At 74.7% G+C, this 20,335-nt stretch carries 17 protein-coding genes and 1 pseudogene; 8 read left to right on the forward strand and 10 right to left on the reverse strand.

What is annotated here, in order from left to right; translation table 11 throughout:
- Positions 1–20: 20 nt before the first annotated feature.
- Positions 21–3,002: an AAA family ATPase gene (locus tag AC0B9F_RS33345; RefSeq protein ID WP_472008877.1), complete on the forward strand. Its 2,982-nt coding sequence runs from the start codon at positions 21–23 to the stop codon at positions 3,000–3,002.
- Here AC0B9F_RS33345 and AC0B9F_RS33350 read toward each other — a convergent pair.
- Entirely contained in the window at positions 2,996–3,442 is a 447-nt protein-coding gene (locus AC0B9F_RS33350; protein ID WP_472008879.1) for an Lrp/AsnC family transcriptional regulator, read from the reverse strand. The genes AC0B9F_RS33345 and AC0B9F_RS33350 overlap by 7 nt on opposite strands.
- Positions 3,443–3,675: 233 nt before the next feature.
- Between AC0B9F_RS33350 and AC0B9F_RS33355 the strand changes: the two genes are divergently transcribed.
- Together AC0B9F_RS33355 and AC0B9F_RS33360 are read left to right on the forward strand one after the other, a co-directional pair.
- Entirely contained in the window at positions 3,676–4,155 is a 480-nt protein-coding gene (locus AC0B9F_RS33355) for a rhodanese-like domain-containing protein (protein WP_472008881.1), read from the forward strand.
- A pseudogene (locus AC0B9F_RS33360) lies at positions 4,143–4,620 on the forward strand (hypothetical protein); the annotation flags it as partial. The gene AC0B9F_RS33355 and the pseudogene AC0B9F_RS33360, both read left to right, overlap by 13 nt.
- A gap of 73 nt (positions 4,621–4,693) precedes the next feature.
- Here AC0B9F_RS33360 and AC0B9F_RS33365 read toward each other — a convergent pair.
- Positions 4,694–6,382 (reverse strand): DUF885 domain-containing protein, encoded by a 1,689-nt coding sequence (locus tag AC0B9F_RS33365; RefSeq protein ID WP_472008883.1) that lies wholly within the window; start codon positions 6,380–6,382, stop codon positions 4,694–4,696.
- A 129-nt stretch (positions 6,383–6,511) separates the two neighbouring features.
- On the reverse strand, positions 6,512–7,000 hold the full coding sequence (locus tag AC0B9F_RS33370) for an Lrp/AsnC family transcriptional regulator (RefSeq protein WP_472008885.1): 489 nt from the start codon (positions 6,998–7,000) through the stop codon (positions 6,512–6,514).
- 155 nt (positions 7,001–7,155) lie between these two features.
- Here AC0B9F_RS33370 and AC0B9F_RS33375 point away from each other — a divergent pair, with 155 nt between their 5' ends.
- Positions 7,156–8,328 (forward strand): trans-sulfuration enzyme family protein, encoded by a 1,173-nt coding sequence (locus AC0B9F_RS33375; RefSeq protein WP_472008887.1) that lies wholly within the window; start codon positions 7,156–7,158, stop codon positions 8,326–8,328.
- A gap of 307 nt (positions 8,329–8,635) precedes the next feature.
- Here AC0B9F_RS33375 and AC0B9F_RS33380 read toward each other — a convergent pair whose 3' ends face one another.
- From AC0B9F_RS33380 to AC0B9F_RS33390, 3 genes are all read right to left on the reverse strand, one after another.
- Positions 8,636–10,093 carry a GNAT family N-acetyltransferase gene (locus tag AC0B9F_RS33380; RefSeq protein ID WP_472008889.1) on the reverse strand — a complete coding sequence of 486 codons (1,458 nt, stop codon included), beginning with the start codon at positions 10,091–10,093 and terminating at the stop codon, positions 8,636–8,638.
- Positions 10,094–10,307: 214 nt separating this feature from the next.
- Positions 10,308–11,891 (reverse strand): alkaline phosphatase D family protein, encoded by a 1,584-nt coding sequence (locus AC0B9F_RS33385; protein ID WP_472008891.1) that lies wholly within the window; start codon positions 11,889–11,891, stop codon positions 10,308–10,310.
- Positions 11,892–12,102: 211 nt separating this feature from the next.
- On the reverse strand, positions 12,103–12,936 hold the full coding sequence (locus tag AC0B9F_RS33390) for an alpha/beta fold hydrolase (RefSeq protein WP_472008893.1): 834 nt from the start codon (positions 12,934–12,936) through the stop codon (positions 12,103–12,105).
- Between the two features lie 231 nt (positions 12,937–13,167).
- Between AC0B9F_RS33390 and AC0B9F_RS33395 the strand changes: the two genes are divergently transcribed.
- Positions 13,168–13,929: a GntR family transcriptional regulator gene (locus AC0B9F_RS33395; RefSeq protein WP_472008895.1), complete on the forward strand. Its 762-nt coding sequence runs from the start codon at positions 13,168–13,170 to the stop codon at positions 13,927–13,929.
- A 74-nt stretch (positions 13,930–14,003) separates the two neighbouring features.
- Here the strand turns inward: AC0B9F_RS33395 and AC0B9F_RS33400 are convergent, their stop codons facing one another.
- From AC0B9F_RS33400 to AC0B9F_RS33415, 4 genes are all read right to left on the reverse strand, one after another.
- A complete protein-coding gene (locus AC0B9F_RS33400) occupies positions 14,004–14,753 on the reverse strand; it encodes an endonuclease/exonuclease/phosphatase family protein (protein WP_472008897.1) in 750 nt (249 codons plus the stop codon).
- A 116-nt stretch (positions 14,754–14,869) separates the two neighbouring features.
- Positions 14,870–16,027, reverse strand: coding sequence for an ROK family transcriptional regulator (locus tag AC0B9F_RS33405; RefSeq protein WP_472008899.1), 1,158 nt, complete (start codon positions 16,025–16,027; stop codon positions 14,870–14,872).
- Positions 16,028–16,145: 118 nt separating this feature from the next.
- Entirely contained in the window at positions 16,146–16,808 is a 663-nt protein-coding gene (locus AC0B9F_RS33410; RefSeq protein WP_472008901.1) for a response regulator transcription factor, read from the reverse strand.
- 51 nt (positions 16,809–16,859) lie between these two features.
- Positions 16,860–18,029 carry a sensor histidine kinase gene (locus AC0B9F_RS33415; RefSeq protein ID WP_472008903.1) on the reverse strand — a complete coding sequence of 390 codons (1,170 nt, stop codon included), beginning with the start codon at positions 18,027–18,029 and terminating at the stop codon, positions 16,860–16,862.
- A gap of 108 nt (positions 18,030–18,137) precedes the next feature.
- On the opposite strand from AC0B9F_RS33415, the gene AC0B9F_RS33420 reads away from it, so the two are divergent.
- From AC0B9F_RS33420 to AC0B9F_RS33430, 3 genes are all read left to right on the forward strand, one after another.
- Entirely contained in the window at positions 18,138–19,058 is a 921-nt protein-coding gene (locus AC0B9F_RS33420) for an ATP-binding cassette domain-containing protein (protein WP_472008905.1), read from the forward strand.
- Between the two features lie 2 nt (positions 19,059–19,060).
- Positions 19,061–19,783, forward strand: coding sequence for an ABC transporter permease (locus AC0B9F_RS33425; protein WP_472008907.1), 723 nt, complete (start codon positions 19,061–19,063; stop codon positions 19,781–19,783).
- Positions 19,784–19,885: 102 nt separating this feature from the next.
- A complete protein-coding gene (locus AC0B9F_RS33430) occupies positions 19,886–20,332 on the forward strand; it encodes a hypothetical protein (protein ID WP_472008909.1) in 447 nt (148 codons plus the stop codon).
- The last annotated feature ends 3 nt before the right edge of the window (positions 20,333–20,335 follow it).

Raw genomic sequence — 20,335 nt, forward strand, 5'->3', positions numbered from 1 at the left:
ACGGTGGGGGAGGTGGTCCGGTGAGGCTGCACCGGCTGGACATCACGGCCTTCGGGCCCTTCGGCGGCGAGCAGAGCGTGGACTTCGACGCCCTCTCCACCGCCGGGCTGTTCCTGCTGCACGGCCCGACGGGCGCCGGCAAGACGTCAGTGCTCGACGCCGTCTGCTACGCCCTGTACGGCTCCGTTCCGGGCGCCCGCCAGGGCATGACCCTGCGCAGCGACCACGCCGACCTGCGCACCCGCACCCAGGTCACTCTCGAGCTGACCGTCGCCGGCCGGCGGCTGGAGATCACCCGGCAGCCGCCGTGGGAGCGCCCAAAGCTGCGCGGCAAGGGCACCACCGTCGACAAGGCACAGACCTGGCTGCGGGAGCACGACGCCGTGGCCGGCGCCTGGAAGGACCTCAGCCGCTCCCACCAGGAGATCGGCGAGGAGGTCACCCAGCTGCTCGGCATGAGCCGCGAGCAGTTCTGCCAGGTCGTCCTGCTGCCCCAGGGCGACTTCGCCCGCTTCCTGCGCGCCGACGCCGAGGCCCGCGGCCGCCTGCTCGGCCGGCTCTTCGACACCCAGCGCTTCGCCGACGTCGAGAAACGGCTCGCCGAGCGCCGCCGTACCACCGAGGCGCAGGTGCGCGAGGGCGACGCGGCGCTCCTCGCCGACGCGCACCGCATGCAGCAGGCCGCCGGCGACGCCATGGAACTGCCCGAGCTGACGCCGGGCGAGCCGGGCCTGGCCGACGCCGTGCTGGGCGCCGCCGCCGTGGCCCGCTCCACCGCCCGCGAGCAGCTCGCCATCGCCCGCTGCCGGCAGGCCGCCGCCGAGTCCGCGCAGGCCGCCGCCGACCGCGCCCTGTCCAGGACACGGGAACTGGCGCGCCTCCAGGCCCGGTTCGCGCAGGCACAGGAGCGGGCCCGGCTGCTGGAGGAGCGCGCCGAGGCGTACCACGCGGCACAGGCGCGCATGGAGCGCTCCCGCAAGGCGGAGGCCGTGGGCCCGGCGCTGGAGCTGCGGGACGACGCCGAGAGCGAGCATGCTCGCGCCGCCCGGCAGGAGACACGCACGCGTGCCCTGCTGCCCGAGACGTACGCGGACGCCGGGGCGGCCGGGCTCGCCGCTGCGGCGCGCCGGGCCACCGAGGAACTGGGCGGCCTGGAGTCCGCCCGCCGCGCCGAACAGCGCCTCGCCGCCCTCCTCGCCGAACGCGCCGGCCTGGACCGGCAGGAGCGCGCCGACGGCGACGTCCTCACCGACGCCGAGCAGTGGCTCGCCGGATGGGAGGAGACCCGCGCGGGCCTGCAGAGCCGTATCGATGCCGCGCAGGAGGCCGCGACCCGCGCCGAGCAGCTCGCCGAGCGCCGCGAGCCCGCCCAGCGGCGGCTGCGCGCCGCCCGCGAGCGCGACCGGCTCGCCGAGGAGACGGGCGTGGCCGCCCGGCAGACCCGCGAGGCCGAACAGGCCGTGCTCGCGGCCAAGGAGCACTGGCTCGACGTCAAGGAGCAGCGGCTCGACGGCATCGCCGCCGAACTCGCCGCCCGCCTCGTCGACGGCGAGCCCTGCGCGGTGTGCGGCGCGGCCGAGCACCCCGCGCCCGCCCGCAAGGACGCCGGGCATGTCGACCGGGAGGCCGAGGAAGCGGCGCTGGCCGCCTACCAGCAGGCCCAGCAGCGGCAGGGCGACGCCGAGCGGCGCCTGGCCGCCGTCCGCGAGGCGCTGGCCGCCGCCACCGCCGAGGCCGGCGACGACCCCGCCGACCGGCTCGCCCGGGAGGCCGACGAGGTGGAGCGCCTCTTCGCCGCGGCCCGGCGGGACGCCTCTGCGCTGCACGCCACCCAGGAGGAACTGCGCCGGGCAGAGGAGGAACGCGAGCGCCGCAGCGCCGACCGGCAGGAGACGGCCGTGCGCGCCGCCGCCCGCGTCGGCCACCGCGAGCGCCTGGAACACGAACGGGCGCTGCTGGAGGAGGAGCTGGCGCAGGCCCGCGGCGGCGCCGGCAGCGTCGCCGCGCGCGCCGCGCAGCTGGAGCGCCGGACCGCCCTGCTCACCGACGCCGCCGACGCCGTACGCGCCGCCGAGGACGCCGCCCAGCGGCTCAAGGACGCCGACGCGCGGCTCGCGGACGCCGCGTTCCGCGCCGGGTTCGACACCCCGCAGGCCGCCGCCGAGGCGCTGCTCACCGATGCCGAACACCGCGAGCTGCAACGGCGGCTGGACGCCTGGCAGTCCGAGGAGGCCGCCGTCCGCGCGATGCTCGCCGAGTCCGACGCCGCGGCCGCCGCCCAGCAGCCGCCCGCCGACCTCGCCGCCGCCGAGCGGGCCGCCGCATCGGCCGCCGAGCGGCTGCGCGCCGCCGCCTCCGCGTGCGACGCCGCCACCCGCCGCTGCGCCGAACTGGACCGCCTCTCCGCGCGCGCCGCGCAGGGCGTGCGACGGCTGGCGCCGCTGCGTGCGGAGTACGACCGGGTGGCCCGGCTGGCCGCCCTCGCGGCCGGCACCGCCGCCGACAACGAACGCCGGATGCGCCTGGAGTCCTATGTGCTCGCGGCCCGGCTGGAACAGGTCGCCGCCGCGGCGACGGCACGGCTGCAGCGCATGTCGTCCGGCCGCTACACCCTCGTCCACTCCGACGACCGCGCCGGGCGCGGCCGCAGCGGACTCGGACTGCACGTCGTCGACGCCTGGACCGGCCGCGAACGCGACACCGCGACCCTGTCCGGCGGCGAGACCTTCTTCGCCTCCCTGGCGCTCGCGCTCGGCCTCGCGGACGTCGTCACCGACGAGGCGGGCGGAGTGCGGCTGGACACCCTCTTCATCGACGAGGGCTTCGGCAGCCTCGACGACCAGACCCTCGACGAGGTCCTGGACGTGCTCGACTCACTGCGCGAGCGGGACCGCAGCGTCGGCATCGTCAGCCATGTCGCCGACCTGCGCCGCCGCATCCACGCCCAGCTCGAGGTGGTCAAGGGCAGATCCGGGTCGGCGCTGCGCAGACGCGGTCACTGACCGAGGGCGCGGCGGGCGAGCGGCGAGGAGTAGACCACGCTCGTCGTCACCGAGCCGAGTGAGCCGATCCGGCCCGAGACCTCCTCCAGGTGCCGCATGGACCGGGCGGCGACCTTGATGACGAAACAGTCGTCGCCCGTCACGTGATGCGCCTCCAGGATCTCCGGGGTGGCGGCGACCAGGTCGTGGAACGGCTTGTAGTTGCCGTTGGGGTAGCGCAGGCGCACGAACGCCAGGATCCCGAGCCCCAGCCGCTCGGGGTCCACGACCGCCGCGTACCCCCTGATCACCCCGGCCTCCTCCAGCCGGCGCACCCGCTCGGTGACCGCGCTCGCGGACATGGAGACGGCACGTGCCAGCTCGGCGAAGCTGGCGCGCCCGTCGCGCTGGAGGACGTCGAGTATGCGCCAGTCGGTGGCGTCCGGGGAAAACGCGGTCATCCCCGAGGGATAGCAGGGGAATCGACGGTCGCACAAGGTTCACGCCGGGGAACGCCCCTTCAGGAAGATGATCAACCGGCCGTAGATTTCAGGACATCGACGACAGCCTCCGTCACACGACAGCGTCCGTCGCACGACAGCCCCCGTGGCATCGACATCCTGCGTCGCATCGGCGACCTCCGCCGCATCGACGACGTCCGCCGCATCGGCGACCCCGACTGAAAGGCCGGCCCATGACCACCACGACCGCCGCCAACCCCGTCCTGCGTGTCGCGCCCGCCGCCCCGGCCGAGGCCGCCGCCTACTTCCGCGCCTCGCTCGTCTTCCACGCCGACGTCTCCGACGTCGGCGTCGCGCTCGAAGCGGGCGGCGACCCCGGCTTCGTCGTCCTGGACTCCCGCTCCACCGCCTCCTGGGACCAGGGTCACGTCCCCGGCGCGGTCCACCTGCCCACGGCGCTCATCGCCGAGCAGGCCGAGCGGCTCCTCGACAAGACCACGCCGGTCGTGACGTACTGCTGGGGGCCCGGCTGCAACGGCGCGACCCGCGCCGCGCTCGCCCTCGCCGAACTCGGCTACCAGGTCAAGGAGATGCTCGGCGGCTTCGAGTACTGGGTGCGCGAGGGGTTCGCGTACGAGACCTGGCAGGGCCGCGAGCAGCGCGCCGCCGACCCGCTGACCGCGCCGGTGGACGCGGACGACTGCGGCTGCTGACCGGGAACGGGACGCGGAGAAGGAAAGGGGTGACAGGGCCGAGCCGGCGCGGCGGGATCGGGCAGGCCGTGGCCCGGCGGCTCGCCGCCCACGGTGCGAGCGGGAACCTGCACCACGGGTCCCCGCACGACGCGGCACAGCCCTGGGGCGCGGACAGCCCCGAGGAGGTGACCGCCTCGGGGCGCGCCGCGCGCGCCGATCCCGGGATGGTGGCGGCGGCTGGTTCCCGGCGTCCTGCGGCCCCGGCGCCCCCGCGAACTGATCGACACGGCCGCTTCGGCGCTGGGCGGGCGGCTCGACATCCTCGTCGCCCACCACGGCCTCGCTGACCGTCACGCCCTCAGCGGCAGCGACGGCACGCTCGACGCCGTCGACGCGGCGATGCCGGACGCCCACTGGGCCGTCGCACCCGCTCGGTGCTGCCGCCTCGTCCAGGCCTACGCCCGGCCCCGGGGCGCCACCCCTCGGTGAGGGCGGCTTCCGGTGCTGACCGGGCGGCGGTCGCGGCAGCTCGCCGCCCGGCCCGCGTGGCGGCCGGTCACAGCCGGGACAGCTCCTCCACCAGGTCGTCCAGGCCCAGCGAACCCTGCGAGAGGGCGGCCATGTGCCATGCCTTGAGGTCGAAGGCGTCACCGTGCCGCGCGCGGGCGTTCTCCCGGCCGGTGAGCCACGCCCGCTCACCCAGCTTGTAGCCGATGGCCTGGCCCGGCATCGTCAGATAGCGGGTCAGCTCGCTCTCCACGAAGTCCGCCGGCCGGCTGCTGTGCGAGCCGAAGAACTCCTGCGCCAGTTCCGGAGTCCAGCGCTCACCCGGGTGGAACGGCGAGTCCGCCGGGATGTCCAGCTCCAGGTGCATGCCGATGTCCACGATGACCCGCAGCGCCCGCATCATCTGCGCGTCCAGGTAGCCGATTCGCTCCTCGGCGTCCTTGAGGAAGCCCAGTTCGTCCATCAGCCGCTCGGCATACAGTGCCCAGCCCTCGGCGTTGGCGCTGACCATGCCCACCGAGGACTGGTAGCGGGACAGGTCCCCGGCCACGTGCGTCCACTGGGCGAGCTGCAGATGGTGGCCGGGGACGCCCTCGTGGTACCAGGTCGACACCAGGTCGTACACCGGGAAGCGGGTCTGGCCCATCGTCGGCAGCCAGGTGCGGCCGGGGCGGGAGAAGTCCTCCGACGGGGAGGTGTAGTACGGGGCCGCGGCACCGCCGGGCGGCGCGATGCGGGACTCCACCCGCCGCACCCGCTCGGCGAGTTCGAAGTGGGTGCCGTCCAGCGCGTCGATGGCCTCGTCCATCAGGCCCTGGAGCCACGCGCGGACCTCTTCGACGCCCTCGATGTGCCGGCCGTGCTCGTCGAGGTGCGCGAGCGCCACCCACGGGGTCGCGGCGCCGGGCAGGATCTTCTCCGCCTCCTGCCGCATCTCGCCGAGCAGGCGGTGGTACTCGGCCCAGCCGTACGCGTACGCCTCGTCCAGGTCGATGTCGGTGCCGTTGAAGGAGCGGGACAACACGGCGTAGCGTTCGCGGCCCACCGTGTTCGGGGCGCCCTCGATGCCGGGCGCGTACACGTCGCGCATCCAGTCGCGCAGTTCGGCCACCGCCGCGGTGGCGGCGCGCGCCGCCTCGTCCAGTTCCGCGCGCAGCGCCTCGGGACCGGCGGCGGCGAAGTCCTCGAACCAGCCACGGCCCTGCCCGGTGTCGGCCCACTCGGTGAGCTGCCCGACGAACGTGGCGGTCGGGCGGGGCGCGGCGTACAGCTTGCGGTCCAGGCCGAGCGTCAGGGACTCGCGGTACCCGGCCAGCGCCCGCGGTACCGCGCGCAGCCGTTCGGCGATCGCTGCCCAGTCCTCCTCCGTCTCCTGCGGGGTCACCGTGAACACCTCGCGCACCTGGTGCGGCATGGTGTGCAGGTTGCCGACGGCGCGCAGGTGCTCTTCGGCCTCGTGCACGGCGAGTTCGGCGGTGAGCCGCTCGCGCAGCAGCCGCGCGCAGCGCCGCTCGATGTCGCTGTCGGCGCCGGGGCGGCGCTCCGCCTCGTCCAGCTTCGCCAGGGTGGCCCGCGCCAGCCCGGCCAGCGCGTCGGCGCCCGCCGGCGAGGTGTCGGGCATCCGGCGTGAACTCTCCGGTACGCCGAGGTAGGTGCCGGTGATCGGATCGAGGGCGATGAGCTCGTCGACGTAGGCGTCGGCGACCTCGCGGGGCAGCGGGCTGTTGGTCTCTGACATGCGGCCATCCTCGTACGCCCACCGCTGCCGCGTCTGCCGGGTTTCCCCTACGGATGCCGGCGGCGGCCGGATTCGGCTCCGGGCACGCCGGGGTGCCGCGGCGGTTCCGGCGGGCGCCCCACCGTCATCTCACGGCGTTCCCGGGCGCTGCGGCGGCAGCAGTGGGCCGCAGTCCCACTGCTGGAAGATCAGGCGGGTCTCCACGCGGGTCACTTCGCGGTGGGCCGTGAACTCGTCCAGGACCAGGCGCTGCAGGTCCGCCATGTCCGCGACCGCCACGTGCACGAGGTAGTCGTCCGGGCCGGTGAGGTGGAAGACGGTCCGGGACTCAGGCAGCGCCCGGATGCGTTCGACGAACGGCCCGACCAGCTCCCGTCGGTGCGGTCTGACCTGCACCGACAGCAGCGCCTCCAGGCCGCGGCCCAGCTTGGCCGGGTTCAGCCGCAGCTGATGGCCGAGGATCACGCCGGAGCGGCGCAGCCGTGTCACCCGGTCCAGGCACGTCGACGGCGCGACCCCGACCTGCGCGGCGAGGTCCCGATAGGTGGTCCGGGCGTCGTTCTGCAGCAGCCGCAGCAGATGCAGATCGACCGGATCCAGTACGACGGATTCGGCCATGCGCCGAACGTAGCACGGGTTTCAGCCACTTCATACCGGCCGTTGTTCACCCTTCCCGTCGGGGCCGAGCTGATCGGAGCCGGCCCGCCCGGGGGACCCCTGGAACGGCCAGGGGTGCCCGCGGGGACCCCGAGGAGACCCCTGTGGAGGCGCCCGTGGACACCGCCCGTACCACCCGCAGAGCACTGGCCACGGAGGCCGTGCACGCCGGCCGTGACGACCTCGCCCGCCAGGGCCTGCACGCCCCGCCGATCGACCTGTCGACCACGTATCCGTCGTACGACAGCCGTGGTGAGGCCGCCCGGATCGACGCGTTCGCCACCAGCGGCGCCGAGCCGGACGGTCCGCCCGTCTACGCCCGGCTCGGCAACCCGACCGTCGCCCGTTTCGAGACGGCGCTGGCGAAGCTGGAGGGCACCGGGTCCGCGGTCGCGTTCGCCAGCGGCATGGCCGCGCTGAGCGCCGTCCTGCTGGTGCGCGCCTCGATGGGCCTGCGGCACGTCGTCGCCGTACGGCCGCTGTACGGCTGCAGCGACCACCTGCTCACCGCCGGGCTGCTCGGCACCGAGGTGACCTGGACCGATCCGGCCGGCATCGCTGACGCGCTGCGCCCGGACACCGGCCTGGTCATGGTCGAGACCCCGGCCAATCCGACCCTCGCCGAGATCGACGTGCGTGCCGTCGCCCACGCCTGCGGCTCGGTGCCGCTGCTCGTCGACAACACGTTCGCCACGCCGGTGCTGCAGCGGCCCGCCGAGCAGGGCGCGCGGCTCGTGCTGCACAGCGCCACCAAGTACCTCGGCGGCCACGGGGATGTGATGGCGGGCGTGGTGGCCTGCGACGAGGAGTTCGCCGGGCGTCTGCGCCAGGTGCGGTTCGCCACCGGCGGTGTGCTGCATCCGCTGGCCGGCTATCTGCTGCTGCGCGGCCTGTCCACCCTGCCGGTCCGGGTGCGGGCCGCCTCCGCGAGCGCCGCCGAACTCGCCCGCCGGCTCGCCGCCGACCCGCGCGTGGCCCGCGTCCACTACCCGCGCATAGGCGGCGCCATGGTGGCCTTCGAGGTGCACGGCGACCCGCACGAGGTCATCGCCGGGGTACGGCTGATCACCCCGGCGGTCAGCCTCGGCAGCGTCGACACGCTCATCCAGCACCCGGCGTCCATCAGCCACCGCATCGTGGACGAGGACGACCGCCGCGGCGCCGGCGTGAGCGACCGGCTGCTGCGGATGTCGGTGGGCCTGGAGGACGTGGACGACCTGTGGGCCGACCTGGACGGGGCGCTCGCCGGTGCGGGAGACCGGGCCGCGACGGCCGCGGCCGCACACTGACCCCCGGCCGCACACTGACCCCCGGCGGCCGGGCACGGCCGCGGCCGCGCGCCGACCTTCGACTGCGCGCTGACCCCAGGCGGCCGCGCGCTGACCTTCGGCCGCGCACTGACTCCCGGCGGCCGGGGACGGCCGCGACCGCGCGCTGACCTTCGACTGCGCGCTGACCCCAGGCGGCCGCGCGCTGACCTTCGGCCGCGCACTGACCCCCGGCGGCAGCGGACGGCCGCGACCGCGCGCCGACCTTCGGCGGGCGACGCGAGGGCGGCCCGGCGGAACACCGCCGGGCCGCCCTCGCCGGGACGTCTCAGTCCCGGGCGACGCTCTCCTCGCGCTCCTCGATACCGCGCCGCTGCCGGTCGTACGGCGGGCGCGAGCCGGCCGGGGTCGCGTCCAGGCGGGCGGTGATGACCAGGGTGCCCTCCTCGATCTGGTAGTCGAGGGGCAGTCCGAGGCCGCGCATCGCGGCGACCATCCCGGTGTTGGAGGCCTGCGTGACCGCGTAGACGCTCTCGCAGCGCGCCTCGGCCGCCATCGCCACCAGCCGGCCGAGCAGTTCGCCGCCGATGCCGCGCCGCTGCCACTCGTCCTCGACGAGCAGGGCGACCTCGGTCTCGTCGCCGTCCCACAGCAGGTGACCGAGGGCGACGATGCGGCCGGAGGTGGTCTGCACGGCGAGCGTGCGCCCGAAGCGCGGGCTGAGCAGGTGGTTCAGATAGCGGTCGGCGTCCCTGACCGGCCCGTGGTAGCGCAGGGACAGCGTGCGCGCCGAGCACCGCTCGTGCATCGCCTTCGCGGCCTTGAGGTCCCCGGTGTCGGCCCGCCGCACGGTGATCGGGTTGCCCTCGGGCAGCGTCAGGACGTCCGAGCCGACCGGGACCCGCGGCCCGAGCCGGGCGTCCAGCTCCACCAGGGCGCGGGCCCGCGCGAACTCGGTCGGGGTGAACGGCAGATAGGGCCGCTCCACGGTGAGGACGCCGCCCTCGGGCGCCCGCAGCCGCATCACGGTGTCCTCCAGCACGCCCTCGACCGGGACGGCGACGGCGCCGGCGCCGCCGCCGGCCGTGGACGCGGGCAGCGACCGGATGGTGCAGCGGCCGAGCAACTGGCGCAGCGCCAGCGGCAGCTCCGCCGTGTCCAGGGCGGTACGCGTGGCCAGGCCCAGCACCCGGGTGGGAGCGTCCACCAGATCGTGGGCGTCGGCCCGCTCGATCCAGGTGCCCGTGCCGCCGGCCAGGGCCACCAGCCGGGTCAGCTCGGCGGACGTCAGCGTGCCGGGGGAGCGCAGCAGGAACTCGTCCACCGCGGTGTCGCCCAGCGGGTGCGCCTGCAGGCTCAGGATGTCGACCCGGTGCCCGGCCAGGGCCGTGCACAGCGCGGCCAGCGAGCCGGGCTGGTCCCGCACGGTCGTACGCATCCGCCACAGGGTGCTCTCGGCGCCCACCGCGTCCGCGGTTCGCGGCGCCGGGGAGACCTGCCCGGCCGGCGGCTCGGCGGAGCCCGGCCGGGCGCCGGTATCACCGGTCGGCGGGGCGTGTCCGTGCCTGCGTGACCACCATGTGTGGAAGCCGGCCGTGGCCGTCAGGACCGCCGCCGACGCCACCAGCAGCACGGGCCCGTCCGGGCCGTGCCCGATCAGGTTCGCCACGCCGTCCGCGACCGCCACGGCCGTGAACATGGCGGCCAGCTCCACCACGTCGCGCCGCCAGTGGTGCACGGGCCGGCCGTGCCGGGAACGCTTCACATCGGGAATCTCTCTCCTCATGCATCCACTGTGAAGGAACGGTGTTGCGTGATCACGAACGTCTTGTGACCGATGGGTAAAGCGTGCTTCTAGAGTTTTTGTCCGTTGTGTCACAGTCGCGTTGCGGGTGCGCCGACGGCCGTCGGCCGAGGGGGAGTTGACCCGCGCCGCGCTCCGGGGGATGACGCCGGCGCGCGGCACGGACACCGAGGGTACGCGAGCTGTCACACGGTCCTCACTGGCCGACGCGGCCCGGCTGGAGCACCTGCGTGAACAGCACGGTGCCGTCCTGCTCACGCAGCCGCACCGTCAGCTCACCGCTGTCGCCGTCGATGTCGACCTCGCCGAAGAACTGGTAGCCCTCGGCCGGGGAGACGTTCCCCCGGGCGGGCGCCTTCACGAACACCCGGTCGGGACCGAAGGTGCCGTCGAGCGCGCTCGCCGGGAAGGCGCCCGCGTTCAGCGGACCCGAGACGAACTCCCAGAACGGCTCGAAGTCCTTGAACGCGGCCCGCGACGGGTCGTAGTGCTGGGCCGAGGTGTGGTGCACGTCCGCCGTCAGCCACACCGTGCCCGTGATCCGCCGGTGCTTGACGAACCGCAGCAGCTCGGCGATCTGCAGCTCACGGCCGAGCGGAACGCCCGGATCGCCCTGCGCCACGGCCTCGAAGTTCGGCCTGCCCTCCACCCCGTCGGGCACGACCAGGCCGAGCGGCATGTCCGCGGCGATCACCTTCCACACCGCGCGGGAGCGGGCCAGCTCCCGCTTGAGCCACTCCAGCTGCTCGCGGCCGAGGATGCCCTGAGGGTCGGTGGTCTGGTCGTCGGGGGAGTTGGCGTTGCGGTACGTCCGCATGTCCAGCACGAACACGTCCAGCAGCGGGCCGTGGTGGACGACCCGGTAGATGCGGCCGTCACCGCGGGCGCCCAGCGTGGAGACCGGGAAGTACTCGGCGAAGGCGCGCCGGGCCCGCGCCGCCAGGTCGTCCAGCCGGGTGCCGGCCGGGTAGGCGGTGCCGGAGGCGATGACCTCGCCCGGATACCAGTTGTTGCGGACCTCGTGGTCGTCCCACTGGATGATGTTCGGCACCTGCGCGTTGAACCGGCGCAGCGCCGGATCGAGCAGGTTGTAGCGGAAGTTGCCGCGGTAGTCGGCCAGCGTCACCGCGACGTGGGCCTTCTCCTCGCTGGTCACCGACCGGTACACCGAGCCGTCCGGCAGCGCGGCGGTCGCCGCGATGGGGCCGTCGGCGTAGATGTTGTCGCCGCTGCACAGGAAGAAGTCCGGGTCCAGCTTGGCCATCGCGTCGAAGATGCGGTAGCCGCCGATGGACTCGTTGATGCCCCAGCCCTGGCCGGCGAGGTCGCCGGACCACACGAACCGCACGCCCTGCCGGCGCCGCACCGGCGCCGTACGGAAGGTTCCGGCCACCGCTTCCCCGGTACGGCGCGGGTCGTCCGGGTCGGCGAGCAGCACCCGGTAGTGGATCTGCTCGCCCGGCGGCAGCCCGTGCAGCCGGGTCGTGCCGGTGAAGTCGGTGTCCGGGCCGAGCAGCGGCCCCGGCCGGCGGCGCGCGCCACGGAACGACCCGGTCGCCGACGTCTCGACGACCATGCGGGCGGGACGGTCCGACCGCACCCAGATCAGCCCGGAGTCCGAGGTCACGTCCCCCGCCTGCACACCCCAGCCCGCCTCGGGGCGCCCGGAGAGCGCGAACGCCGGCGCGGCGCCGAGCCCGGCGGGCAGGGACAGGGCCGCCGACGCGGCCAGCGAACCGCGCAGCACACTGCGGCGGCCGGGATGCGGACGGTGCGACATGGAGGGCCTCCAGGGGCGGGAATCAGCCGATGTGCACTCCACACCTACTGGCGCTCCCCGGCGCACACGGAAACCACAAGTGAACAACTCCCGCTGACGCGACGGAAGCAGGCGGCACCGGGACGCGGCCGGCCGTCGTGGTCTTCTCGTTCTCCGTTTCACGCAAAATGGGCTGACGTGGCGTCAGCCCCTGGAGAGTGCCGGTGTGACGTCAGTCTCGGCTGCCGTCGAGGATGACCCGCGCGACCAGGGCCGGGTCGTCGTTCATCGGGCAGTGCCCGCAGCCGGGCAGTCGTACCAGCCGGGCCCGTGGCATCACCTGCTTGGCGCGCACGCCCTGACGGGGCACCAGCAGCCGGTCCCGGCTGCCCCAGGCCACGGTGACCGGGATGCCGGGAATGTCGCCGTCGAACCGCACTGTGGCGCCGGCCGCGAGGGTCGCCGCGAAACCCGCCGCCTCGGCCAGCGCCCGGGTCTCGGCGACCACGGCCTGCGGGGTGCGGCGACCGGGCCGGGCGTAGATGGTGCTCGTCAGGACCGTCCGGCCGGCCGTCGAGCGGGACAGCTGCTCGACGAGCGGCAGGGGCAGCCGGCGGGAGATGCCGCGCATGGCCAGCAGGACGCCGAACGCGTAACGCCGCTCGGCCTCGGACCAGAAGCCGGCCGGGGACAGCGCGGTCACCGACCGCACCAGCTGCCCGCGGCCGAGCTCCAGCGCGATCAGCCCGCCCAGGGAGTTGCCCGCCACGTGCGGGCCGTCCAGCTCCAGCGCCTCGCACAGCACGCCGAACACGGCCGTCGTCGTGGGCAGGTCGTACGCCAGCGCCGGCGGCAGCGCGGGGGAGGCCCCGAAGCCGGGCAGGTCCACGGCGATCACGTCCCGGTCGGCGGCGAGGATGTCCACCACGGGGTCCCAGGCCTGGCGGTGGTGGCCGATGCCGTGCAGCAGGAGCAGCGGTGCGCCCCGGCCGGTGCGCGCGTAGGAGACGGTCACCGGCTGCGGGCCGTGCGGGGAGGGGACCTTGAAGGAGAGCGTGGCGGACATGCGGGGCTCCTCGGGGACTCACGGACGGACGCCAGGTAGGCAGCTTGTCAGTAGTTGCTACCCGCCGGTAGCCCCCGGTGGGCTCCGCGGTGGCGCCGGTGCACCCGACGAGTGATCGAGGATTGGTCTTGACCAAGGGTGTGGGCCGCCCTATGGTCGCAGACAAGTGCAACAATCTTTAATAAACAAGGGCGCTAAAACGCCGCCGGACCAGGCATCGCGGAGGACAGGGTGGGGACCACGCAGCTGGAGACGGTGCCGGAACCCAAGTACTGGCATCTCAAGACCGTGCTCACCGAGGCGCTGGACTCCGAGTTCGCGGTCGGTGAGATCCTGCCCAACGAGCGTGAGCTCGCCGCCCGCTTCGGCGTCGCGAGGGCCACTCTCCGGCAGGCCCTGGAGCAGCTCGAACTGGAAGGCAGGCTCCAGCGCCGCCGCGGCGTGGGCACCACGGTCGCACCGCCCCGCATGGGCGTCGCCGTCGGCAACGGGGGCCAGGGCTGGCCGAGCGTCGGAGGCGACGACTGGCAGCCGGCCGACTGCGACCTGGCCGTGCCGCCCGCGTCGGTCGCCGACGCCCTGGAGACCGGCCGCGACGAGGAGGTGCACATCGTGCGCCGCACGCGGGTGAACCACGGTCAGACGGTCGCCGCCGAACTGCTCTACGTGCCGCGGGTCTCCGTGCCCGAGCTGACCGGCATCGACGCGCCCGCGGGGCCGGCCCGTGCGCGTGCCGTGCTGCGCGAACTGCAGCGGCGCGAGGCCGCCGGCCAGGACCGCGCCGTCGAGCTGGGCTCGGCCGGCGCCGGCGACGCCAAGGCGCTGGACCGGCTTCCCGGCGCGCCCGTCCTCGTCGTCACCACCCGGTACTTCGCCGAGGGCCGCACCGCGGCGCTGTCCGTCGCCACCTACCGCGCCGACACCTGCCGGCTCACCTTCGGCGACGCCGGCGGCGTGGAGATCCACCACGACCCGGAGCGCCGGGCGTCCTGACCCACGGCCGACGCACGCGCGCCCCGGCTCACCGGGGCGCGCCGGAGCGGCCCATGCCCTGCCGAGCTTGGAAATCACGCGGTGGCGGGCACCCGCAACGCGGCCAGCACCGGCAGGTGATCCGTGGCTGCCCGCAGGTCCTGTTCGACGACCCCGGGAAGCCCCATCGGCACCCCGCACCCCAGCACCTGAACCCCCTCCGTCGCGAAGACCGCGTCGATCCGCTGGAGCGGATCGCCGAGCCGGGTGGTGTGCTCGCGCCCCCACGGCTGCGTCGCCCAGCAGTCCTGCAGGGCGTCCGCGAGCAGACCGAACGTACGGCCGCCGGGCCGGTCGTTGATGTCGCCCGCGGCGACGGCGTACGGCACGTCCAGCGCGGACAGCCGGTCGAGGAGCATCCGGCCCTGCTCATAGCGCTCCTGCTCCTGAATGCTCAGGTGAGCGCTGAGCACCCCGAGCCGGGCCCCGCCGAATCGCAGTACGGCGGTGGCGAAGCCGCGCTGGTGCAGGCCCGGGGTGCGGGGCAGCAGGACGTCCTCGGTGCGCTCCACGTGGGCGCGGAGCGAGGACAGGATCATGGGACCGGAGGCGGTGGCGCCGCCCGAGACGTACACGAGTCCGGACGAACGGGCGAGGCGGGCCGCGGCCTTGCGCCAGCGGAAGAACCGCGGCGCCTCCTGAACGCAGACGACGTCGGGCCGGCAGGCCCGGATCACCCGGGCGAGGGCCGCGACGTCGTCGCGCATGGAGCGGACGTTGTAACTGAGCACGCGCACGACCACGGAGCCGTCGGGCTCCGTCGCCGACCTGGGCAGATCCCGCACGCTTCCCCTTTCCACCGTGGCTTCGACAGGAGACGGACCCGGTGCCACCGGAGCATTCTCTCCGCGTCCGAGCCGAGTTCCCGGCACAGCGCCGGACGAGAACGCCCACGGCCGGCTCACCGGCGGGCGGTCACCGTGCCGTCCACCGCGAACAGCTGCTCCTCCACGTGGTCCAGTGCCAGCCGCAGCGCGCCCGTCGCCACCGCCGCCTCGCCCAGCAGCGACAAGGTCACCTTCGGCGGCCGCAGACAGTAACGGGACAGCTCCTTGCTCAGCGGGGCGAGGACCCCGTCCAGACCGGCCGCCCAGCCGCCGATGACGACCAGCTCCGGGTCGAGCGCCAGCACCAGCGCGGCCACGTCGTGCACGAGCCGCCGGATGAAACGGTCCACCGCCGCACGGGCCCGCCGGTCGCCCTCGCGGGCCTGGGCGAACACCGCCGCCACCGCCTGCTCGTCCAGCGGGTGCAGCGGCTCGTCGGTCGTCGACAGCAGCGTCTCCGGTGTCACCTCGCGCCCCAGCAGATGCAGCGCGCCGATCTCACCGGCCGCGCCGCCGTAACCCCGGTGCAGCCGCCCGCCGATCAGCGCGCCCGCGCCCGGGCTCAGACCCGCCAGCACGAACACGATGTCGTCGGACTCGGTGGCGGCGCCCTTCCAGTGCTCGGCCACGGCCGCCGCGTTCGCGTCGTTCTCCACCAGCACCGGGCACTTGAAGGAACGGCTCAGCCGCTCACCCAGTCGCAGCCCCGTCCACCCCGGCAGCGCCGTGCCCAGCCGGACCGTCCCGTCGGCCTCGACGATCCCGGGGGTCGCCACCCCGACCGCGCGCAGTGAGCTGCGCGGCACCCCGGCCCGGCGCAGCAGCTCCGCCACCGTCGTCCGCAGCCGCTCCAGCCGCTCGTCCGCCCCGGCGCTCTCCTCGACGTCCTTGGCCTGCGCGCCCACCACCCGGCCGTCGAGGTCGGCCAGCAGCGCGGCCACCCGGTGCGCGCCGATCTCCACACCCAGCAGATGCCCGGCCTCCGCGCGGAAGCGGAATCTGCGCGCGGGGCGGCCCTGCCGCCGTGCCGTGCCCTCCTCGGCCGCCTTCTCGACGACCAGGCCGGCCTGGATGAGATCGTCCACGACGCCCTCGACGGTCGGCCGGGACAGCCCGGTCACCCGGGTGACCTCCGTCAGCGTCGCGCAGTCCGTGGTCCGCAGCGCGTGCAGCACCACCGCGGAATTGATCCTTCGCAGCAGCGAGGGATCCCCGCCGGTCAGCCGCCCCACCGTCCGTCCTCCCAGCTCGTGCGCGTGTTGGCCGGATCGTACTCGGCACGCCGGGCACCGGCGAGACGCGGGCCGCGCCCAGCCTCGCCGGACCGGCCCCCAGGTGCCACGGCCGTGTTCAGCCCGGGGTGACGAAGCCCGACTCGTAGGCCACGATCACCGCCTGCGTACGGTCCCGCGCCCCCAGCTTCGCCAGGACGGCGCTCACATGCGACTTCACGGTCTCGGTGCCGACGACGAGCCGGGCGGCGATCTCCGCGTTCGACAGCCCGCGGGCCATCAACCGGAGCACCTCGCCCTCCCGCTCGGTCAGCCGCGCCCGCTCCAGCGCCTCCCGGGCCGCGCGGTTGCCGCCGCTGTCCCCGTACTCGGCTGCCATACGCCGCACCGAGGCGGGGAAGAGCAGCGACTCGCCTTCCGCCACGAGCCGCACGGCGTGCACGATCTCCGCAGGCCGGGCCCGCTTCAGCAGAAAACCGTCCGCGCCCGCGCGCAGCGCCCCGTACACGTACTCGTCGTTCTCGAACGTCGTCACCACGAGGATCTTCGGCGGGTCGGTCACCGTACGCAGCACGGCGCGCGTGGCCTCGATGCCGTCCAGCAGCGGCATCCGTACGTCCATGGCGACCACGTCGGGCCGCAGCTGCCGCACGAGCGGGATCACCGCGGCACCGTCGGCCGCCTCACCGACCACCTCGATGTCGGACTGCGCCTCCAGCACGGCTCGCAACCCCGCGCGGACCAGGGGTTCGTCATCGACCAGGAGCACACGCACGGGCACCCGGCCAGCTTAGGCCCTGTCGTGGATCATCCCGGCGTCGCGGGGCCTGGATCACCGCACCGGGAGCTCGACGTGCACCTGCCAGTCGGGCCCGTCGGGGCCCGTGTGTGCCCGGCCGCCGAGCAGGGCCGCCCGTTCGCGGATGCCGCGCAGTCCGCTGCCCCGGGCGGGCCCGGGTATCTCGCCGGGAAGGGGATTGCGCACCTCCAGCAGGAGCCGGGCGCCGTCCGCGGCGACCCGCACCCGCACCGGCACCGAACCCGCGTGCCGCAGCACGTTGGTCAGGGACTCCTGCAGCATCCGGTACCCCTCCCGGGAGACCGGGCCGGGCACCGTCTCCAACGGGCCGCTCAGCTCCGCGTCGACGTCGGCGCCCGACGCCCGCGCGGACTCCAGCAGCCGGCCGGCGTCCGCGAGCGTCGGCCGGCCGCTCACCGGCCGCTCCGCCTCCCGCAACACGCCGAGCACCCGCTCCAGGTCCTCCAGCGCCGCCCGGCCGGTGTCCTCGATCGCGGCCAGCGCCCGGTCGGTGAACTCCGGATCGCGAGCCGCCCGGGCCGCGCCCGCCTGGACGACCGCCACGGTCAGCGCGTGCCCGATCGAGTCGTGCAGCTCGCGGGCGATGCGGTTGCGCTCCAGCAGTTGTTCGGTGCGCTCCTCCAGCGCGGCGAGCCGCTCGGCGGGAGAGGGGCCGAGCAGCCGCAGCGCGGTACGGGTGATCAGCTCACCACCGGCCCACACGAGGGCCGCCAGCAGGATCAGGGGCAGCGGGACGAGGACGGCGTACCACCAGTGATGGCCGGGCACGGGCACCCACCCGCTGCCGTCCGCCGAACGGCCCAGCGCGGCCTGGAGCAGATCCACGGTGGTGAAGGACAGTTGGAAGGTCAGATGGGAGACGAGGGCGCCCAGCAGCAGCCGGGCCTCCAGCCAGAGCACCGTCCGCCCGCGGTCGCCCCACGTCCTCGCCGGCTCGGTGACGATCTCCGGGGCCCCGGCGTCCCGGCGGCGCCCGAGGAGCAGCAGCCGGGCCTGGAAGCCCTCCACGGTCCGCACCGCCGGGATCAGACCGGACAGTCCGAGCACCACGGCCGCCGTGGCCGGAGCCCACCAGGCCTCGTCGATGAACAGCCACATCGCCGGCCACACGACGGCCACGAACAGATGCAGCCACCGTGTGTACGTGACCGCCCGTCCGAACGGGCGCAACCAGCGGATCATGACGCCATCGTGCCAGCCGCCACTGACAACGGACCTCCCCCGCACGGGGGAGACGATCTCCACCGGCGGGGGAGGAGCCGCACCCCGACGGCCCGTCAGAGTGAGGACATGACCAGCATCGACGTCCACGACCTCACCAAGGAGTACGGCTCCCGGCGCGCCGTCGACCACCTCACCTTCCGCGTCGTACCCGGCCGCGTGACCGGCTTCCTCGGCCCCAACGGCGCCGGGAAGTCCACCACCATGCGGCTCGTCCTCGGCCTGGACCGGCCGACCGCCGGCACCGCGACCGTCGGCGGCCGTCCCTACGCCACGCTCGGCGAACCGCTCCGCGAGGTCGGCGCGCTGCTGGACGCGCAGTGCGCGCACGGCTCCCGCACCGCCCGCGCCCACCTGCTCGCTCTGGCCGCGAGCAACCGCATCGCCCCCCGCAGGGTCGAGCAGGTGCTGGAGGAGACCGGGCTCGCGCCGGCCGCCCACCGCAGGGTCAGGACGTACTCCCTGGGCATGCGTCAGCGCCTCGGTATCGCGGCCGCGCTGCTCGGCGATCCGCCCGTGGTGATGCTCGACGAGCCCGCCAACGGCCTCGACCCCGAGGGCATCGTCTGGATCCGTGAGCTGTTGCGCGGGCTCGCCGCCGAAGGACGCACGGTCCTGGTCTCCAGCCATCTGATGCACGAGACGGCGTCCTTCGCCGACCACCTCCTCGTCCTCGGACGCGGACGGCTGCTCGCCGACATGCCGATGCGCGCCTTCATCGACGCGCGCGTGCAGCCCCGCGTCCGGGTGCGCACCACGGACGGCGTCGCGCTGAAGGAGGCGCTCGCCCGGCACGGCCACGAGGCCGCCGAGACGGACGACGGCGCGTGGAGCGTGCCGCACGCGCGGGTGGAGGACATCGGGCGGATCGCGTCCGCGGCGGGCGTACCCCTGCTCGAACTGACCGCCGACGAGGGCACGCTGGAGCAGGCCTACCTCGATCTCACCGCGGCCGAAGCCGAGTTCACCGCACCCCGTCAGGAGGCCTGACCATGGCATTCACCCCTGCTTTGCACGCCGAGTGGATCAAGATCCGGACGCTGCGCTCGCAGCTCACGAGCCTCGGCGCGGTCGTGGCCGCCACCGCCGCCTTCTCCGCGCTCGCCGCGCTGGACACCGGCGGCGCGGACTTCGACGCTCTCTTCTCCACCTTCTTCGGCATCAGCTTCGGCCAGATCGCGGCCATCGCCTTCGGTACGACGGCCATGGCGGCGGAGTTCCACAACGGCGCCCTGCGCGTCTCCCTGGCCGCCGTGCCCCAGCGGGGCCGCTGGTTCGCGGCCAAGGCCACGGCGGTGGCCGCGCCCGCGCTGGCCGTCGGCCTGCTCACCGGCCTCGTCGCTCTGGCGGTGGGCCGGGCGGTCCTCGGCGACCGGGCGGCCGGCCTGGCGGCGGCCGAACAAGCGCGCGCCGTCGTGGGCTGCGGGATCTACCTGATGCTCATGGCGCTCTTCGCGACCGGGCTCACCACCGTGCTGCGCAGCGGCGTCGCGACGCTGAGCATCCTCGTCCCGTTCCTGCTCATCGTCTCCTTCGTCATCGGCGACATGTCCGGAGGCGTCGCCGACTTCCTGCCCGACCGCGCAGGTCAGGTCGTACTCCATCACGGTTCCGACGGGCTGCTCGGCCCGTGGCCGGGGCTCGCGGTGACCGCGGCGTGGACGTCGGCCGCGCTGGGGGCCGGGGCCTGGAGCGTCCGGCGCCGGGACGCCTGAGCCGGAAAGAGCCGGTGAGGGCCGCCCCAGCCGGGCCCGCCCCGGCCGGGCCCGGCCCTGACGCCCCGCCAATTGTCAGTGGGGGCCGCTTTACTGGATCGCATGGACAGCGCGCAGCATCTCGCCGTGATCGACCGGCTGCGCTCCCGGGTCTTCCCCGGGCAGCGCGGCCGGACGGACGTGGGCACGGCCGGGCCGGGTTACTTCATAGCGGAGTTGGTGACCAGCCACGGGCTGCGGGAGGGCGACCCGGGGGAGCGGACGCCGACGACCGCGGACTTCCACGCCCTGAAGGACCGAGTGGCGCGGGACCTGGACGAGCGCAGGGGCACGCATCCGCCGCCCCTGGGCATGCAGGGCCTGCGGGTGCGGGCCGCGCGGGGGGAGGAGATACCCGAGCCGTGGGGAACGGTCAGCGTCCGGGTGGACGAGGTGGACCTGTGGGACCCGGACGAGACCGGCCGCTGGGTCGCCCTCGGGGTGGCCGACCGGGACGCGCACGACGAGATCCAACTGCTGGTCGTCGTCACCGACATCGACCCGCCCTGAGCC

It is taken from the genome of Streptomyces sp. NPDC097129, from assembly GCF_055668065.1.

Bases quoted from the DNA above. Each gene is read 5' to 3' on its own strand.
- AC0B9F_RS33350 (WP_472008879.1), bottom strand. From the start codon at position 3,442: ATGACCGCGTTTTCCCCGGACGCCACCGACTGGCGCATACTCGACGTC.
- AC0B9F_RS33355 (WP_472008881.1), top strand. From the start codon at position 3,676: ATGACCACCACGACCGCCGCCAACCCCGTCCTGCGTGTCGCGCCCGCC.
- AC0B9F_RS33365 (WP_472008883.1), bottom strand. From the start codon at position 6,382: ATGTCAGAGACCAACAGCCCGCTGCCCCGCGAGGTCGCCGACGCCTAC.
- AC0B9F_RS33370 (WP_472008885.1), bottom strand. From the start codon at position 7,000: ATGGCCGAATCCGTCGTACTGGATCCGGTCGATCTGCATCTGCTGCGG.
- AC0B9F_RS33380 (WP_472008889.1), bottom strand. From the start codon at position 10,093: ATGAGGAGAGAGATTCCCGATGTGAAGCGTTCCCGGCACGGCCGGCCC.
- AC0B9F_RS33385 (WP_472008891.1), bottom strand. From the start codon at position 11,891: ATGTCGCACCGTCCGCATCCCGGCCGCCGCAGTGTGCTGCGCGGTTCG.
- AC0B9F_RS33390 (WP_472008893.1), bottom strand. From the start codon at position 12,936: ATGTCCGCCACGCTCTCCTTCAAGGTCCCCTCCCCGCACGGCCCGCAG.
- AC0B9F_RS33415 (WP_472008903.1), bottom strand. From the start codon at position 18,029: ATGATCCGCTGGTTGCGCCCGTTCGGACGGGCGGTCACGTACACACGG.
- AC0B9F_RS33420 (WP_472008905.1), top strand. From the start codon at position 18,138: ATGACCAGCATCGACGTCCACGACCTCACCAAGGAGTACGGCTCCCGG.
- AC0B9F_RS33425 (WP_472008907.1), top strand. From the start codon at position 19,061: ATGGCATTCACCCCTGCTTTGCACGCCGAGTGGATCAAGATCCGGACG.
- AC0B9F_RS33430 (WP_472008909.1), top strand. From the start codon at position 19,886: ATGGACAGCGCGCAGCATCTCGCCGTGATCGACCGGCTGCGCTCCCGG.